Annotated in this window: 13 protein-coding genes; 10 read left to right on the plus strand and 3 right to left on the minus strand. The window is 42.3% G+C overall.

The window, feature by feature from the left end:
• Nucleotides 1–12 precede the first annotated feature (12 nt).
• Both AC27JL_RS13780 and ettA read right to left on the minus strand, forming a co-directional pair.
• Nucleotides 13–381, minus strand: a complete 369-nt coding sequence (locus AC27JL_RS13780) for a PilZ domain-containing protein (RefSeq protein ID WP_006791483.1) — start codon at nt 379–381, stop codon at nt 13–15.
• A 303-nt stretch (nt 382–684) separates the two neighbouring features.
• Nucleotides 685–2358: an energy-dependent translational throttle protein EttA gene (gene ettA, locus AC27JL_RS13785; RefSeq protein ID WP_006791482.1), complete on the minus strand. Its 1674-nt coding sequence runs from the start codon at nt 2356–2358 to the stop codon at nt 685–687.
• A 176-nt stretch (nt 2359–2534) separates the two neighbouring features.
• Here ettA and AC27JL_RS13790 point away from each other — a divergent pair, with 176 nt between their 5' ends.
• The 8 genes from AC27JL_RS13790 to AC27JL_RS13825 all read left to right on the plus strand — a co-directional run bounded on the left by AC27JL_RS13790 (nt 2535) and on the right by AC27JL_RS13825 (nt 13309).
• Complete coding sequence (locus AC27JL_RS13790; RefSeq protein WP_487195847.1) at nt 2535–3836, plus strand: M24 family metallopeptidase; 1302 nt, start codon at nt 2535–2537, stop codon at nt 3834–3836.
• A 175-nt stretch (nt 3837–4011) separates the two neighbouring features.
• Nucleotides 4012–4959: a homoserine O-succinyltransferase MetA gene (metA, locus tag AC27JL_RS13795; RefSeq protein ID WP_487195848.1), complete on the plus strand. Its 948-nt coding sequence runs from the start codon at nt 4012–4014 to the stop codon at nt 4957–4959.
• The gene (locus AC27JL_RS13800) at nt 4949–6019 is read left to right on the plus strand and encodes a homocysteine S-methyltransferase family protein (RefSeq protein ID WP_487195849.1); all 1071 of its coding nucleotides are present in this window, start codon (nt 4949–4951) and stop codon (nt 6017–6019) included. The genes metA and AC27JL_RS13800 overlap by 11 nt, the downstream gene beginning before the upstream one ends.
• A 10-nt stretch (nt 6020–6029) precedes the next feature.
• The gene (gene metH, locus AC27JL_RS13805; RefSeq protein ID WP_487195850.1) at nt 6030–8663 is read left to right on the plus strand and encodes a methionine synthase; all 2634 of its coding nucleotides are present in this window, start codon (nt 6030–6032) and stop codon (nt 8661–8663) included.
• Between the two features lie 149 nt (nt 8664–8812).
• Nucleotides 8813–9571, plus strand: a complete 759-nt coding sequence (locus tag AC27JL_RS13810; RefSeq protein ID WP_487195851.1) for a hypothetical protein — start codon at nt 8813–8815, stop codon at nt 9569–9571.
• A 41-nt stretch (nt 9572–9612) separates the two neighbouring features.
• Nucleotides 9613–10368, plus strand: coding sequence for a hypothetical protein (locus AC27JL_RS13815; protein WP_487195852.1), 756 nt, complete (start codon nt 9613–9615; stop codon nt 10366–10368).
• Between the two features lie 185 nt (nt 10369–10553).
• On the plus strand, nt 10554–11051 hold the full coding sequence (locus AC27JL_RS13820) for a (2Fe-2S)-binding protein (protein WP_138686131.1): 498 nt from the start codon (nt 10554–10556) through the stop codon (nt 11049–11051).
• Nucleotides 11048–13309 carry a xanthine dehydrogenase family protein molybdopterin-binding subunit gene (locus AC27JL_RS13825; protein WP_487195853.1) on the plus strand — a complete coding sequence of 754 codons (2262 nt, stop codon included), beginning with the start codon at nt 11048–11050 and terminating at the stop codon, nt 13307–13309. The genes AC27JL_RS13820 and AC27JL_RS13825 overlap by 4 nt, the downstream gene beginning before the upstream one ends.
• Nucleotides 13310–13376: 67 nt before the next feature.
• On the opposite strand, the gene AC27JL_RS13830 is transcribed toward AC27JL_RS13825, so the two are convergent.
• On the minus strand, nt 13377–13574 hold the full coding sequence (locus tag AC27JL_RS13830) for a CsbD family protein (protein WP_002958133.1): 198 nt from the start codon (nt 13572–13574) through the stop codon (nt 13377–13379).
• A 273-nt stretch (nt 13575–13847) separates the two neighbouring features.
• On the opposite strand from AC27JL_RS13830, the gene hrpB reads away from it, so the two are divergent.
• A complete protein-coding gene (gene hrpB, locus AC27JL_RS13835; protein ID WP_487195854.1) occupies nt 13848–16274 on the plus strand; it encodes an ATP-dependent helicase HrpB in 2427 nt (808 codons plus the stop codon).
• Nucleotides 16275–16368: 94 nt separating this feature from the next.
• Nucleotides 16369–16833, plus strand: coding sequence for a nuclear transport factor 2-like protein (locus AC27JL_RS13840; RefSeq protein WP_487195855.1), 465 nt, complete (start codon nt 16369–16371; stop codon nt 16831–16833).
• The last annotated feature ends 49 nt before the right edge of the window (nt 16834–16882 follow it).

The following is a 16882-nucleotide window of genomic DNA, read 5'->3' on the forward strand; positions in this document are numbered from 1 at the left end:
CCCTCAAAGTGTCTATTTTTGTGAGTCGTGAATAAGCATGGCTAATTCGCGGTGAAGTAATTCATCGTCCGCTAAGTTGAGTTCAATGAGTCTTTTTAGGTAGGTAATACTATCAATATCAATATGCTTACACTTTAAACCAATGTGATTGGCTTCTATATGGCAAATCGTTGTCTCCATTTTTATTTCAATTTCGCTGTCGGGTAAAATAAAACGCAGTATGGCATCATTCTCTATTTGATCATTTAACACATCACATTTACTAACTAGCGCGCCGTGCAATGAAATATCAAGCAAAGTACATGGGTACTCATTTTCTTGAAAAATTATATGCGCATCGGTTGAAAATAAAATACGTGAAAATTGACGACGTTCTTGCATGACTCTGCCTTATTGTTTTTTTAGTAATATCAATAGCATTAAATTAGTGTTCAGTAATAGTGCGAATAAAACAACTCATTAATAATCACTAAAATTACGGCATATGGTTGTTCTATGTGAATAATTTTTTATTTAGTTAGCGAGTGATTCAACATCAATCAAATGCATAATATTTTAAATAAAATTGGTATAAGCATAGCTTTAAATTACACAGTTGCTAGCTACAAACACAGATAGTTTATTTAAGGCATAAAAAACCCTGCGTAAAGCAGGGTTTTAAAGGTATTTCAGTTAATTTAGCGATTAACCAATTTTTTTGTATTTTATACGTTTTGGTTGAGCTGCTTCTGCGCCGTAGGTCTTTTTGAGCCACTCTTCGTATTCAGTATAGTTACCATCGAAAAAGTTAATTTGTCCTTCGTCGCGGTAATCTAAAATGTGTGTGGCAATACGGTCAAGGAACCAACGGTCATGCGATATACACATTACACAACCTGGGAATTCTAAAATAGCATTCTCAAGCGCACGAAGTGTTTCAACGTCCAAGTCATTGGTTGGCTCATCCAGTAGCACTACGTTACCACCGGCTTTTAATAATTTAGCAAGGTGTAAACGGTTACGCTCACCGCCCGATAAGTCTTTTACAAACTTTTGCTGATCGTTACCTTTAAAGTTAAAACGGCTAACGTAAGCACGGCTTGGGAATTCAAAGTTACCAATTTTTAAAACGTCTTGTCCGTCAGATATTTCTTGAAAAACTGTTTTGCTTTCGTCCATATCGTCGCGGAACTGATCAACCGTTGCTAGTTGTACGGTTTCACCAACGTTAACACTGCCGCTATCTGGCTGCTCTTCGCCACTTAACATTTTAAATAGTGTAGATTTACCCGCGCCGTTGGCACCAATAATGCCCACAATAGCGCCTTTAGGCATTGTAAAGCTTAAGTCGTCTATTAATACGCGGTCGCCAAAGCTTTTACGTAAGTTAGTAACTTCTAATACTTGGTCGCCTAAACGTGGGCCAGGTGGAATAAATAGCTCGTTTGTTTCGTTACGTTTTTGGTAATCTGATTGTTGTAGCTCGCTAAACTGCGCCATACGTGCTTTAGACTTAGCCTGACGACCTTTAGGGTTTGAACGCACCCATTCAAGTTCTTGCGCAATTGATTTTTGACGTGCTTTTTCAGATTTTTGTTCTTGCTGTAAGCGCGCGTCTTTTTGTTCTAGCCAAGAAGAGTAGTTACCTTCCCATGGAATACCTTCACCACGGTCAAGCTCTAATATCCAGCCAGCAACATTATCAAGGAAGTAACGGTCATGCGTTACTGCCACAACAGTGCCTTCGTAGTCATGTAAGAAGCGCTCTAACCATGCAACCGACTCAGCATCCAAGTGGTTAGTTGGTTCATCAAGAATAAGCATGTCTGGTTTTTCTAGTAACAAACGACAAATAGCAACACGGCGGCGTTCACCACCTGAAAGGTGCTCAATTTTAGCATCCCACTCAGGTAAGCGAAGTGCATCGGCAGCGCGCTCTAGTACGTTATCGATATTATGACCATCGTGCGCTTGAATAACTGCTTCTAATTCACCTTGTTCTTTAGCCAGTGCGTCAAAGTCAGCACCTTCCATTGCGTACTCATTGTACACCTCATCAAGGCGATTAAGGGCGTGTTTTACCTCGCCAACAGCTTCTTCAACTATTTCTCGTACTGTTTTGCTTTCGTCTAGTACTGGCTCTTGTGGTAAGTAACCAATTTTAGTACCAGGCTGAGGACGTGCCTCACCTTCAAAGTCTTGGTCAACACCGGCCATAATACGTAGCAATGATGATTTACCAGAACCATTTAAACCAAGCACACCAATTTTGGCGCCAGGAAAAAAGTGCAACGAAATATCTTTTAAAATTGTACGCTTAGGCGGCACAACTTTAGATACTCGACTCATCGAGAAAATAAACTTATCAGGTAAAACCATGGAGGAAAGCCTTCAAATAATAATAAAAATTTTAATGTTGTATTGTAGTTGTTGAGAGGTGAAACAGTCAACGAATGGCGGGTGGGAATATATCTTTATCGTTTTATCTCGTTAAATGTATAGTTTTATTTGGGTGTGCTAACGTATTTAAACCATAGTAAAAATAAGAAAAACCCATGACTATACAAAAAGTAATAACAATGTTGGCTTTACTTACGTTATTTACCACAAACCCCAAAGCTAACGCAGTCGATTCTCCTTGGCCCGAAATAAGAAAACAAAGAATAAATAAACTCCTGCCAAACGCTTTAAAAGCAGCTAAGGTAGATGCTTGGCTTATTGTTTGTAGAGAAAATAACAACGACCCATTGGCTGACCATATTGGCTGTGAAAACGCAGGTTCGCCAGCGGCATATTTATTTTATTTTAATAAAGGGGCGTTTCATTCGGTAGCCTACTCACCTTCAAGCGAAGCAAAAGCACTTGACGAGCTAAACATACATGAAAAAGTGATCTCGGTGCCACGCAGTGTGTCTGCGTTAAAATACGCGGCTGAGTTTATAAAAAAACAACCTTTTGAGCGTATAGCAATAAATGTATCTGACTTTAATGCACAGGCAGATGGGTTATCGCACTCGCAATACAAGCAATTAGCTAACTTATTAGGCGCAAAGCAAACAGCAAAGCTCGTATCGTCTGAAGAAGTTGTTTATCAATGGCTTTCAATTAAGTTACCTGCTGAAGTTGAAATAATGAAAGAGGCCGCAATGCTTTCAGCAACGTGGCAAATAGAGGCTTATAAAACTATTATTCCGGGTAAAACCACCGATGCCGATGTAGCTAAATTTTTAAAAGCTAAAATGAAAGCACGAGGTGTAACCGATGCATGGGCTGCCGACCAAAATCCTAACGTAAATTCAGGCCCTGACCGCGGGCATTCGCATTCTACAAATAAAGTCATTATGCCGGGCGACGTAATTCAAATTGATTTTGGCGTAAAGCTCTACAATCGCTGGGTAAGTGACATTCAGCGTTTTGCTTATGTACTTAAAGAAGGGGAAACCTCTGCACCAGCCAACATTCAGCAATATTGGGTTAATGCCCGAAATAGCGGTTTTGCCGCATTTAATGCAATGAAACCCGGCGTAAAGGGTATAGACGTGGATCAAGCTCAAACCGTATTAATGAATAAATACAACTCAGAGCCTGTGCCATGGAGTACCGGCCACCCAGTAGGGTATGTTGCACACGATACGGGGCCCAATTTAGGTGGCTCTCGCAGTGCCCAAGTAAGGCCTGCTGCTCATCGTAAACTTAAAGAAGGAATGGTGTTTGCTTTTGATGGTTTTTTTAGTTGGCCTTTAAACAACACCGAGTTTAAAACCATTTCGGTTGAAGAAATGGCTGTAATTACCAAAAACGGCGCTGAGTATTTAATTCCCCCTCAGCAAAATTTAATATTAGTGGGCAATAATTAGTTCATTATTTTAAATGCAGTGAGTTAAGCCTCTTTTTAAGGGGGTGACTCATTGCTTGCCACATACTTAAGTAATAATGAATAAATTTCATTTAGACATCTATACATCTAGAGGTTGATATTTTTTGCTTTCAGTTCATAATTAGCACAAGTTTTTATGAGTAGGAGTTAAAAATATGCCAATTACCGTAAAGGATGAGCTTCCAGCCATTGCACGTTTGCGCCAAGAAAACGTATTCGTAATGCCAAAAAGCCGTGCAAAAACGCAAGAAATCCGCCCAATGCGTTTGGCTATATTAAACTTAATGCCTAATAAAGTAGAAACCGAAGTACAGTTTATTCGTTTACTTGCAAATTCTCCTTTGCAAGTAAATGTAGAGCTGCTGCGCCTAGACACTCACCGCAGCAGTAATAACTCAGAAGAACACCTAGATACCTTTTATCGCTATTTTTCAGAGGTAAAAAATAACAACTACGATGCGCTTATTGTTACAGGCGCACCGCTTGCGCATTTAGAGTATGAAGATGTTGCCTACTGGGAAGAGCTTAAAGTCATTATTGATTGGGCAGAGCAACACGTTACCTCTACGATGTTTTCGTGTTGGGCGGCTCATGCAGCGCTATTCCATAGCTACAATTTAAAGCGCGACTTAAAACCCAATAAGCTGTGTGGCGTATTTACTCACCAATGCCATTTTAAACACGGGGCATTAACCCGCGGTTTTGATGATACCTTTTTAGTACCACACTCACGTTATGGGCACATTGATATAAAAAAAATAAATGCGTGTGATGATCTTGTTGTATTAGCAGGCTCTGAGCGAGTGGGTGCTTACTTATTAAAAAACAAATCGGGTAGCCAAGTATTTATAACAGGCCACCCAGAATACGATGCCGACACCCTAAAAGGGGAGTATGAGCGTGATTTACAAAAAAGCCCAGATGCGCCAAAACCTGAAAACTATTTTCCCGATGATGATGCAAGCAAGCAACCGTCAAAAACGTGGCAAAGCCATGCTTTTTTACTTTTTTCGAACTGGTTAAATTACTACGTGTATCAAACCACACCGTATGATATTAATTTAGTTAGCCAAGATGTGAGGACTAACAACTATGCCGAATAATACAGCCGCCAACAAACAAGCCGAACTAAGTGAAGCGCTTAAAGAGCGTATTTTAATTTTAGACGGCGCTATGGGTACTATGATCCAAACTCATAAACTTGAAGAAGAAGACTACCGAGGCGAGCGTTTTAAAGATTGGCACGTGCTAATTAAAGGTAATAACGATTTATTAAGCCTCACTAAGCCAGAGTTAATAACCGATATACACCGCGGCTTTTTAACTGCCGGTGCAGATATTATTGAAACCAATACCTTTAACTCAACCACCATTTCGATGGAAGATTACGACATGGCAAGTATAAGCCGTGAGGTAAACTTAGAGTCGGCAAAACTCGCGCGTGCTATATGTGACGAGTTCACCGCTAAAAATCCAGAAAAACCACGCTATGTAGCGGGGGTTTTAGGGCCAACATCTAAAACCTGTTCTATCTCGCCAGATGTAAACGACCCAGGTTACCGTAACGTAACGTTTGATAAGCTGGTTACTGCGTATGTAGAGTCTACCCTTGCATTAATGGAAGGCGGCGCTGATTTAATACTTATTGAAACCATATTCGACACCCTAAATGCAAAAGCAGCCTCATTCGCAGTAGAAGAAGCGTTTGAGCAAGCAGGGCGCACATTACCTGTAATGATCTCGGGCACTATCACCGATGCCTCTGGGCGTACGCTTTCGGGGCAAACAACCGAAGCATTTTATAATTCTATTCGCCATATTAAGCCTATTTCAATTGGCCTTAACTGTGCCCTTGGGCCAGATTTACTGCGCCAATACCTAGAAGAGCTTTCGCGCGTATGCGAAACATTTACCTCAGTACACCCTAATGCCGGTTTACCTAACGAATTTGGTGAGTATGACCTAGAGGCTCCTGAAATGGCAGCCGAGATTATAGATTGGGGCAAATCGGGCTTTATTAATATTGTGGGTGGTTGCTGTGGTACAACGCCTGAGCATATTCGTGCGTTTGCTAAAGGGCTTGAAGGGGTAAAACCTCGCGCATTGCCAGAGCTTGATGTTCGCATGCGTTTATCAGGCCTTGAAGCCTGTAACTTAAATTAAGGAGCCGCCAATGACCCAACAAATTGCAGTATTTACCAATGTCGGCGAGCGTACCAACGTAACCGGTTCTGCCATGTTTAAACGCTTAATCATGGAAGAAGATTACGAGACCGCCCTGAATGTTGCCCGCGAACAAGTAGAAAACGGCGCCCAAGTTATAGATATAAACATGGATGAAGCCATGTTGGACTCAAAAGCGGCCATGGTTAAGTTTTTAAACTTAATTGCCTCAGAGCCTGATATTTCTAAAGTGCCTATTATGGTCGACTCTTCTAAATGGGAAGTAATAGAAGCAGGCTTAAAGTGTATTCAAGGCAAGGCTATTGTTAACTCAATATCGCTTAAAGAAGGGGAGGAGCCGTTTAAACACCAAGCTAAAATTATTAAACGTTTTGGTGCAGCTGCTGTTGTTATGGCGTTTGATACCGACGGCCAAGCCGACACCGCAGACCGAAAATACGAAATATGTGCACGCAGCTACAAAATATTAGTAGAAGAGATTGGCTTCCCGCCAGAAGACATTATATTCGACCCTAACATATTTGCCGTAGCCACCGGTATAGAAGAGCACGATAACTACGCCGTAGAATTTATTGAAGGCACACGCCGCATTAAACAAAACTTACCGCACTGTAAAGTGTCGGGCGGGGTGTCTAATGTATCGTTTTCGTTTAGGGGTAATAACCCTGTACGCGAGGCCATTCACTCGGTGTTTTTATACCACGCAATAAAAGCGGGTATGGATATGGGTATTGTAAACGCAGGCCAGCTTGCAGTTTACGACGATATCCCCGAGGAACTTCGCAAAGCCGTAGAAGATGTAATCCTTAACACCGACCCCGGTGCAGGTGAGCGTTTAGTAGAGCTTGCACCTAAATATTCAGGTATGGCACAAGCTGAGCGGGTAGAAGATTTAGAATGGCGCACATGGCCTGTTGAAAAACGCCTAGAACACGCTCTAGTAAAAGGTATAACCACCTTTATAGATGAAGACACAGAAGAATGCCGCGCAGCTGCCGATAAACCTATTCACGTAATTGAAGGGCCATTAATGGATGGCATGAACGTGGTAGGGGATTTATTTGGCGCAGGTAAAATGTTTTTACCGCAAGTTGTTAAATCGGCCCGCGTTATGAAGCGCGCAGTGGCTTACCTAGACCCATTTATTGAAGCCGAAAAAGAAGAAGGCGCGACTAACGGTAAAGTGGTTATGGCCACCGTAAAAGGCGACGTGCACGACATAGGTAAAAACATTGTAGGCGTAGTACTGCAATGTAATAACTACGAAGTAATCGACTTAGGTGTAATGGTACCTGCCGAAAAAATACTGCAAACAGCCATTGACGAAAAAGCAGACATAATCGGCCTTTCGGGTTTAATTACCCCATCGCTTGACGAAATGGTACACGTAGCCAAAGAAATGACCCGCCGAGGCTTTGAGCTCCCACTTATGATTGGCGGCGCTACTACCTCTAAAGCGCATACTGCCGTTAAAATTGAGCCACAGTACGACAAAGGCGTAGTGTACGTAAATAACGCCAGCCGTGCAGTGGGCGTAGTATCGAGTTTATTATCAAAAGAGCTAAAACCAGCTTTTTTAGAAAAAACAAAAGCCGAGTACGTAAAAGTACGCGAGCAACAAGCGCGCAAAAAGCCGCGCTCAAAACCGGTTACCATACAGCGTGCCCGCGATAACGCAGCCCAGCTTGATTGGGATAACTACACGCCACCAGTGCCTAAAAAGCTGGGCGTGACTGAGTTTAAAAATGTACCAATCGCCACGTTGCGTAAGTATATAGATTGGACCCCATACTTTATGACGTGGTCAATCGCTGGTAAATACCCGCGCATAATGGATGACGAAGTCGTTGGCGAACAAGCACAAAGCTTATTTAAAGACGCTAACGACATGCTCGACGACCTCGAAAAGTCAGGTACTTTGCAACCTTTAGGTGTAATTGGTTTATTCCCTGCAAACCGTGTAGGTGATGACATAGAAATTTACACCGACGAAACCCGTAAAGAACTGTTAAACACCTCGTGCCATTTACGCCAGCAAACTGAAAAAACCGACTTTGCTAACTATTGTTTAGCCGACTACATTGCGCCAAAAGGCACACCTGATTACTTTGGTGCATTTGCAGTAACGGGCGGTCTTGAAGAAGACGACCTAGCCAATGCATTCGACGCGCAACAAGACGACTACAATAAAATAATGATTAAAGCGGTTGCCGATAGGCTCGCAGAAGCGTTTGCAGAATACCTGCACGAACAAGTGCGTAAAGAGTATTGGGGTTATGCACCCGATGAAAACCTCGGTAACGATGAGCTAATTCGCGAAAACTACCAAGGTATTCGCCCAGCGCCAGGTTACCCAGCCTGCCCTGAGCACACCGAGAAAAAGAAAATTTGGCAGTTACTCGATACCGAAAAACGCATTGGCATGCAGCTCACCAGCTCATATGCAATGTGGCCAGGAGCTGCTGTTTCGGGCTGGTATTTCTCACACCCAGAGGCAAAATACTACGCCGTAGCCGCTGTGCAAAAGGATCAGGTAGAAGACTACGCCAAGCGAACTAATATGACGCTCGCAGAGGCCGAAAGGTGGCTATCGCCGAACTTGGGGTATGAGCCGGAATCATAGCGAAGCGGTCAGTTTTTAGTTGTCAGCTATCAGTAAAAACAAAACGAGCCAAGTTGGCTCGTTTTTGTTTTTATTAAGAAAACTTATTTCTAAAGTATTATAAATAGTTAATATATCCATTATTTAAACATAAATTATAAGGAAGTATTTTGAGCTCTATTAAAGAATTTTTATTTGAAGAACAAAATAAGCAGGCTGAAAAGTGGGTACGTGAAAGGCTCAGCGATCAAGATTTAACAGTAGAATCGGATGAATGGCAAAGTTTACTCATTATGTATTCTGCTTATCAGGACCATTTAAATGATGAATATGAGTGGGTTTCAGAAATAAAATGGTTAAAGGAAAATGGCTCAGTTGATATTTATCAAAACTTTATGACAGAGTTAAGCAATGTAAAGGAGCTTGCAAAAAACTCACTCTCCCAACCAATTCCTCTAGATGAAAACTTAATAATTAAAATGTGTTATTCATACTCGGTAACACTTCTTGAAGCTTTTTTAGGGGACACAATAAAAGGCTTAATATCTGAAAACAATGTCTATCTAAATAATGCGATAGAGCGTTTGGAGCAAATAAGGAATACGAAATATTCATTGTTTGATTTATCTAAATCAGGAATAGATTTAAGTGGGTTGGCAATTAAGTCCGTTAGTGAAGTATTATTTCACAAAATTGATAAAGTCATGGAAATGTACGAAAAAGTACTTGGTTGTAAAATAAATATAGACACGACAAAAGTAAAATTAATTATCGATATAAGACATGATATTGTCCATAGAAATGGGTATACCAAGGACAACGAAGTAATAGTTATACTTCCAGATGACTTATATCAGGCAATTACTGAAATAAATCATTTAGCTAATCAATTGCAAAAAATAATTGAGGCAAAAGAAGTATCAAACTAATACGAACTGCTTCGATAAAAAAATGAGATAAAGGACTATTCATGAAGTATCTAAATTACATATTGCTTTGCCTATCCCTATTTTTCACATCGAACACATTTGCGCTTGAGCAGAAGTATCACGAGAGTGTTTTACCTGTTATTGCTGCTTTTAAAGCGCAGGATAAAACTGCGATTGCTGCGCATATTCGCTACCCTTTAAAAAGGCAATATCCATTGACTGACATTAAAAATGAAGCTGAGTTTATTAACCGCTTTGATGAAGTGTTTGACGACGAGCTAGTTGCCGTTATTGGCAGCTCTAATATTAATACCGATTGGGATAGCGTAGGTTGGCGTGGCATTATGCTAAATAACGGCGTGGTATGGGTTGATACCGACGGTAAAATTATCGGTATAAATCACCACACAGCCAAAGAGCAGGCATTTGCTATACGCTTAATAGAACAAGACAAGCAATCACTTAATTCAAGTATTAATACATTTGAAGAGCCAGTGCTTGATTGGAAAACGGCTAGCTACCATATTCGCGTTGATGATTTAGGTGATAGAAATTACCGTTATGTGGTGTGGAGTAGGGATAAAAGGCCAAAGGACAAGCCTGAACTGGTTTTATTTAACGGTGATATTACCTTTGAGGGTAGCGGCGGCAATCACCACTATACGTTTAAAAACGGACGTTATAGTTACATATTGCACGTTACTGTAATTGGCTGCGATACATCGCCACCTGGTTGGCTTGAAGTATATAAAAATGATGAGCAGTTATTAAAAGAGCGAGTTATAAGTGCTAAGTAGAGTCAACAAACCCTTCTTATTTATACCTAATAAAGCTGCTACTTAATAACAGCTATAAATTGGCGGTTCGCCGATAAAAATTTCAATAAACCAATCCTAAGTGGTAGGCTAAAAAAGTAGCAAGTATTCAAACCGTTCTCGCGCAACAAGGAATTCCTTTAAAGCGCTTTGCCAAGGAGTTAAATATGATCACGCTTACCGTTAATGGTAATAAACATGAGTTTACAGGCGATCCGTCAACGCCGGTGCTTTGGTATCTTCGAGATGAATTAAATTTAACAGGGCCTAAATTTGGCTGTGGTATGGCGCAGTGTGGTGCGTGCACCATACACATTGATGGCGTAGCGCAGCGCTCGTGCATATTACCTGTATCGGCTGTGGCTGGGCGTGCTATTACCTCTATTGAAGGGTTAAGCGAGCAAGGCGACCACCCTGTACAAAAAGCGTGGGTTGAGCATAAAGTGCCGCAGTGTGGGTTTTGTCAGTGCGGGCAAATAATGCAAGCGGCAAGCTTATTAGCCGCTAACCCCAACCCCACTGATGATGAAATAGTGAGTAATATGTCGGGCAATATTTGTCGTTGTGGCACGTATCCGCGTATTCATAAAGCAATTAAGTCGGCGGCTAAAACCATGGCGGGCGTTGAGTATTTTGACCCAAATGAACAAGGGGAAGAGGTATGAAAAACGACAATACGTACTTTGACCTAAACCGCCGCCAATTTTTAAAAACCAGCGCAATAGGCGCATTAGTATTAGGCACTTATTTTGTAGGCAGTGCACCACGAGCGTTTGCTGGCGTGTTAGAGCAACCCTCTGAGCAAGCAAAGCGCGCTAACTTATTTATAGCTCTGCGTCCCGATGGCATGGTTGAAATAACCTGCCACCGCTCTGAAATGGGCCAACAAATTCGTACCGCCATTGCTCAAATTGTGGCAGACGAAATGGAAGCTGCATGGGATAAAGTAGTGGTTATTCAAGGTAAGGGCGATCCTAAATACGGGGATCAAAATACCGATGGCTCGCGTAGTATTCGCTACAACATGCAGCGCCTGCGCGAAATGGGCGCAAGTGTACGCTACATGATGCAGCACGCAGCTGCTAAATATTGGAAAGTTGAGCCACAAACCTGTAAAGCTAATCAGCACGTGGTTACCCACAGCTCGGGTAAAACGCTGGCCTATAAAGATTTAATAGACCTAGCGCTTGGTATTACACCGCCAGAGCCTGATAAGCTAACACTTAAAACACGTAAAGAATGGCGTTATATAAATACCGGTATGGCGCACATAGATTTAACCGATTTAGTAACCGGTAAAGCCACATTTGCTGCCGATGTACGCGAACCAAAAGCGCTGGTGGCTATTATTGAGCGTCCGCCGGTAGTAGGTGGTGTGGTTAAATCGTTTGATGCCAGCGCCGCTAAAGCAATTAATGGCGTAGTTGATGTTATTGAAATGCCTGTACCAAAAGGTGCGCCGCAATTTCAGCCAAAAGGCGGTATTGCTATTGTTGCTAAAAATACGTGGGCTGCATGGCAGGCGCGTAAAGCACTAAACGTGGTGTGGGATGATGGTAAAAATGGCGATTATAATTCAGAGAGCTTTAAAAAGTCGTTACTGCAAACAGTGAATGAGCCGCAAGCGCATGTGCGCGAAAAAGGCGATACCACCAGCGTATTGGCTAAATCGAGCAATAAATTAGTAGCCGATTATTATGCGCCGCACCTAACTCAAGCACCTATGGAGCCACCTTGTGCCACTGCAATGTACAATAAAGACAGTGTAGATATTTGGGCTGCAACGCAAAACCCGCAAGCCGATATGAAAACTGTGGCCGCACTACTTGGTATGGACGAGAGTAAAATTAACGTACATGTCACCATGTTAGGTGGCGGATTTGGGCGTAAATCAAAACCTGATTTTTCGGCAGAAGCTGCTTACATTTCAATGAAAACTGGTAAACCTATTCGCGTTCAATGGACGCGAGAGGATGATATTCAGCACAGTTTTTATCATGCGGTATCGGCTCAACATATTGAAGCGTCACTCAATGAAAAAGGTAATATTGAGGCTTACTTGCATCGCACGGCGTTTTCGCCAATTATGTCTACCTTTCAAGAAGGGGCATCTGCACCTGGTGGCTTTGAGCTAGACCTAGGTTTTACTGATAATCCAATTTTAACACCCAATATGAAACTGGAACGAGGTGAAGCACCAGCAAAAGCTCGAATAGGCTGGATGCGCTCGGTCACAAATATTTTTCATGCGTTTGCCGTGCAGTCATTTATAAATGAGGCTGCCCACAAGGCGGGTAAAGACTCAAAAGATTATTTATTGGAAACCATTGGGCCAGCGCGTACTATCGATTTCGCAAGCCAGAACGCAAACTATAATAACTACGGTGGCGATAAAGCGGTTTATCCACTTGAAACAAGCCGTTTGCGTCATGTTATTGAAAAAGCAGCGAGTATGGCAAATTGGGGGAGAACACTTCCAAAAGGTCGCGGGTTAGGTATTGCTGCGCACCGCAGCTTTTTAACGTATGTGGCAACAGTGGTTGAGGTAGAGGTATCGGATACTGGTGATTTAAACGTGATTAAATCGTGGGTGGCTATTGATGCGGGTACGGTTGTAAACACCGATACCGTTAAAAACCAAACGCAAGGTGGCTCTATTTACGGTATTACCACTGCAATTAGCGACGGTATTACCTTTGATAAAGGCCGCGTGCAGCAAAGTAACTTTCATGATTACCGCGTGCCGCGTATGAGCGATTCACCTTTAGAGGTAGAAGTAGAAATAATACAAAGCGATGCACCACCTGCAGGTGTTGGGGAGCCCGCAACACCGGTTTATGCCCCTGCATTGTGTAACGCTATTTTTGCTGCCTGTGGTAAACGCATTAGGCAACTGCCTATAGGTAACCAATTAAAAGCGTAAATAACGTCCTTTTTTAGCCGTTAAACAAAAAAAACCGCCAAATGGCGGTTTTTTTAGAAGTTAGCGATTAGTGAGTTTTTTCAAACTCATCTACTTCACGCTCTGCTTCTTCTTTAGATTTACCATACTGCTGCTGGATTTTACCCACTAGTTCTGTACGGCTACCTTCAATTTTGTCTAAATCGTCGTCAGTAAGATCGCCCCATTTTTGTTGCGCCTTACCTTTAAGTTCGTTCCAATTACCTTTCATACGATCGCTGTTCATAAGTTTCTCCTTACTTAGATTTAATTAACGTTCGCTATAAAAGGAGCAAGGCGTGTACCAATAAGTTAAATTTAAATTTTGTATTTATAATCATGGTGTTATGTTTTTATTGAGGCAGTAGTAATTAATATAGCGCGCATGTCCTTAAAAAATGTACAGACCGGTCTGTAATTATTTCTGATTATGATGCCCTTTATAACCACAGAGCTTTAGCGGCGCGTTTATTTTTGGTTTTTGTTACAATGCATACAAAGCAATTTTGGGTAAATAGCAGTGCTGCCGGTTCAAAACATATATCAACAACTTCTAACTACATTACAAAGTAACCCCATAACGTTATTACAAGCACCGCCTGGTGCTGGTAAATCAACCTGGTTGCCGCTACAGCTTATGCGCGACGGCCATTTTAAACGTATTGTAATGCTTGAGCCGCGCCGCTTAGCAGCGCGCAATATTGCCAATTACCTAGCGCAGTGCCAAAACGAAAAAGTGGGGCAGAGTGTTGGTTTGCGAGTACGTGGTGAAAGCAAAGTAAGTAGTAATACGCGCCTTGAAATAGTCACCGAGGGTATGCTTACCCGCATGCTACAAAACGACCCTGAATTAAGTGATATAGATTTACTGATATTTGATGAATTTCATGAGCGCTCAATTGCAGCCGATACCTCACTGGCCTTTGCTTTAGAGACTCAAAGTGCACTGCGTGACGATTTAACCATACTACTTATGTCGGCCACCCTTGATACCGAGCGCTATACGCAATTTTTTGATTGCCCAGTTATACAATCAAGCGGGCGAAGCTACCCCATAGACGAAGTATATATACCCATAAAAGATGAAAGTCGCTGGCTTGATGCTATTGCACCTTTAATAAAACAAGCACTAAACGAGCAAAGCGGCAGTGCGCTGGTGTTTTTACCTGGGCAATTTGAAATATTACGCGTACAACAGGCCCTTAATGACTTGCCAAGTAACTGCCTAGTTGCCACGTTATTTGGCGAGCAAGATAAAGCCAATCAGCAGGCGGCGATTGCTCCTGCGCCTGAGGGCATGCGCAAAGTTGTGCTTACCACCAATGTAGCCGAAACCAGCTTAACCATTGAAGGCATTCGCATTGTTATTGATAGCGGTAAACGCCGCGCGGCCAGTTATAACTTAAAAACAGGCGTAACCGAGCTTACAACACAAAGTATATCGCGCTCCTCTGCCGTGCAGCGAGCAGGGCGAGCAGGGCGAATAGAGCCAGGTGTGGTGTACAGGCTTGGTTCAAAACAAACCTTTGAGCGACGTAACAGTCACGACAACCCCGAAATACTCACCTCAGACATAAGCCAACTTATGCTGGAGGCAAAACAGTGGGGCGCAAATATTAGCGAACTCACCTTGCTTGATACGCCAACAACGCAGCAATGCACACAAGCAATGAGCTTACTAACTATGCTTGAAGCCATCGACGGCAAAGGCAAGCTAACCAAGTTGGGCAGCAACATGCTGGGTTTTGGGGCGGATATTCGCTTAGCGCATATGCTTTTAAAAGCGCAGGCGCTTGAGACAGAACTCCCTGGTATTTATCGCTTAGCACTTTATTTAGTGGCGCTGCTTGAGAGCCGAATAAACAGCGCCAACGAGCTAAGCTTAGCGCTACATAGCCAACAGCAAAGGCCACACCCAGTATTTAAACAGCAGTTAAAATACTGGCAAAGCCGTTTAAAAGTAACCGACAGTAACAGCGAGCTAAACACCGAGTATTTAGGTTTGCTGGTGGCATTAGCTTACCCCGACCGCATTGCAAAAAAACGCGGCAATGGCTATTTAGTTGCCAATGGTGCGGGCGCTGATTTAAACACCGATTACTGGCATAACGATGACTATCTTGCTATTGCAAGCATGGGCGGCCATAAAGGCACGCGTATTTTTGCTGCCACCGCACTTAGCCCATTTGAGCTACAAGATTACTTACCGCATTTGTTTACTACGCTTACCCGCTGTGAGTTTGATGAAAAAACCGCGCGCTTTATTCATCAAGACGAAGTAAAGCTCGGCGCCATTACGCTTACAAGCCAACCGAGTAAACAAAAGCTTGATAAAACCGAGCGCGCCAAAGCGTGGCTTAATTTATTTACTAAGCATGGTTTTGCATTATTTAATGAACAACCCGATGCACAGCAATTATTAATACGCATGAGTTTAGCCAGTCAGTTTATGCCAGATACGTTCCCGGCAATAAGCGAGCAGCAACTTATAGAAACAGCTGATGATTGGTTAGGCGTATATTTACAGGATATAAAAACGCTGGAGCAGCTTAAAAAGTTTAACTACTTTGAAGCACTGCAAAATTGTTTTGACTGGACACAGCAAACAGCCCTAAAAACATTGTTACCGCTTAGGTTAACGGTACCGAGTGGCTCAAATATAAAAATTAATTACCAGTTAGATGGCCCCGCAAAACTTAGCGTGCGCATGCAAGAAGTGTATGGCTTAACAAGTACGCCAATGCTTGCAAATGGCAAGCTGCCACTGCTTATGGAATTACTCTCGCCAGGTAAGCGTTCTTTACAACTTACGCAAGATCTAGCGCACTTCTGGGCTAGTAGTTATCGCGATGTACAAAAAGAAATGAAGGGTCGTTACCCTAAACATTCTTGGCCCGACGACCCAGCCAACAGCGCGGCAACCAATAGAGTAAAAAGCAAAATGTAGGTTTATTAACTTAAAAATATTTGTTTTATTTTTGAGCATATGAATATAGTGTACCTATAAATAAATCAATACTTTTAACTACAAGGAAGAAGTGATGAAACGACTATTTACATTTGGTTTGCTATTAGTGAGTACCTTTTTGGTTGATGCTGAAGAGGCACTGGACTTAAACAAATTTGCACAGCATTACTACAGCGCCATGACCGCAACGCAAGCGCCTAACGCAAGTGAAAAAGAGCTTGAAGCCTACCTTAGCTTATTAACGGACGATGTTGGCAGTCAGCACATACCGTATCAAGTAGATGACTCTCGCACTGCCGATGGCAAAAAACTAATGCGCAAAGGCATGAGCTTTTACTTAGGCGCGCATACCCACTATGAAAGTGAGCTACTCAATACCTTTATATTTAACAATAGTGGCTTTGCGATTCGTTATAAAAATCATGCTAAGGGCATTCACCCACAAAGTAAGCAGCCAATAGAGTACACATCAGTAATGATGGAAGTAATAGAAGTTGAAAACGGTAAAGTGGCGATGATCCGTAAATATCATGAATAAAACCATGCATTTACTTTTTATTAATTAGCGCCTTTGAAAGTAGGGGTAT

Source organism: Pseudoalteromonas sp. 4NS20-0020 (assembly GCF_057554385.1).

What these genes read in the sequence shown, in the direction of transcription:
- AC27JL_RS13780 (WP_006791483.1), bottom strand. Translation starts at nt 381, where the DNA reads ATGCAAGAACGTCGTCAATTTTCACGTATTTTATTTTCAACCGATGCG.
- ettA (WP_006791482.1), bottom strand. Translation starts at nt 2,358, where the DNA reads ATGGTTTTACCTGATAAGTTTATTTTCTCGATGAGTCGAGTATCTAAA.
- AC27JL_RS13790 (WP_487195847.1), top strand. Translation starts at nt 2,535, where the DNA reads ATGACTATACAAAAAGTAATAACAATGTTGGCTTTACTTACGTTATTT.
- metA (WP_487195848.1), top strand. Translation starts at nt 4,012, where the DNA reads ATGCCAATTACCGTAAAGGATGAGCTTCCAGCCATTGCACGTTTGCGC.
- AC27JL_RS13800 (WP_487195849.1), top strand. Translation starts at nt 4,949, where the DNA reads ATGCCGAATAATACAGCCGCCAACAAACAAGCCGAACTAAGTGAAGCG.
- metH (WP_487195850.1), top strand. Translation starts at nt 6,030, where the DNA reads ATGACCCAACAAATTGCAGTATTTACCAATGTCGGCGAGCGTACCAAC.
- AC27JL_RS13815 (WP_487195852.1), top strand. Translation starts at nt 9,613, where the DNA reads ATGAAGTATCTAAATTACATATTGCTTTGCCTATCCCTATTTTTCACA.
- AC27JL_RS13820 (WP_138686131.1), top strand. Translation starts at nt 10,554, where the DNA reads ATGATCACGCTTACCGTTAATGGTAATAAACATGAGTTTACAGGCGAT.
- AC27JL_RS13825 (WP_487195853.1), top strand. Translation starts at nt 11,048, where the DNA reads ATGAAAAACGACAATACGTACTTTGACCTAAACCGCCGCCAATTTTTA.
- AC27JL_RS13830 (WP_002958133.1), bottom strand. Translation starts at nt 13,574, where the DNA reads ATGAACAGCGATCGTATGAAAGGTAATTGGAACGAACTTAAAGGTAAG.
- AC27JL_RS13840 (WP_487195855.1), top strand. Translation starts at nt 16,369, where the DNA reads ATGAAACGACTATTTACATTTGGTTTGCTATTAGTGAGTACCTTTTTG.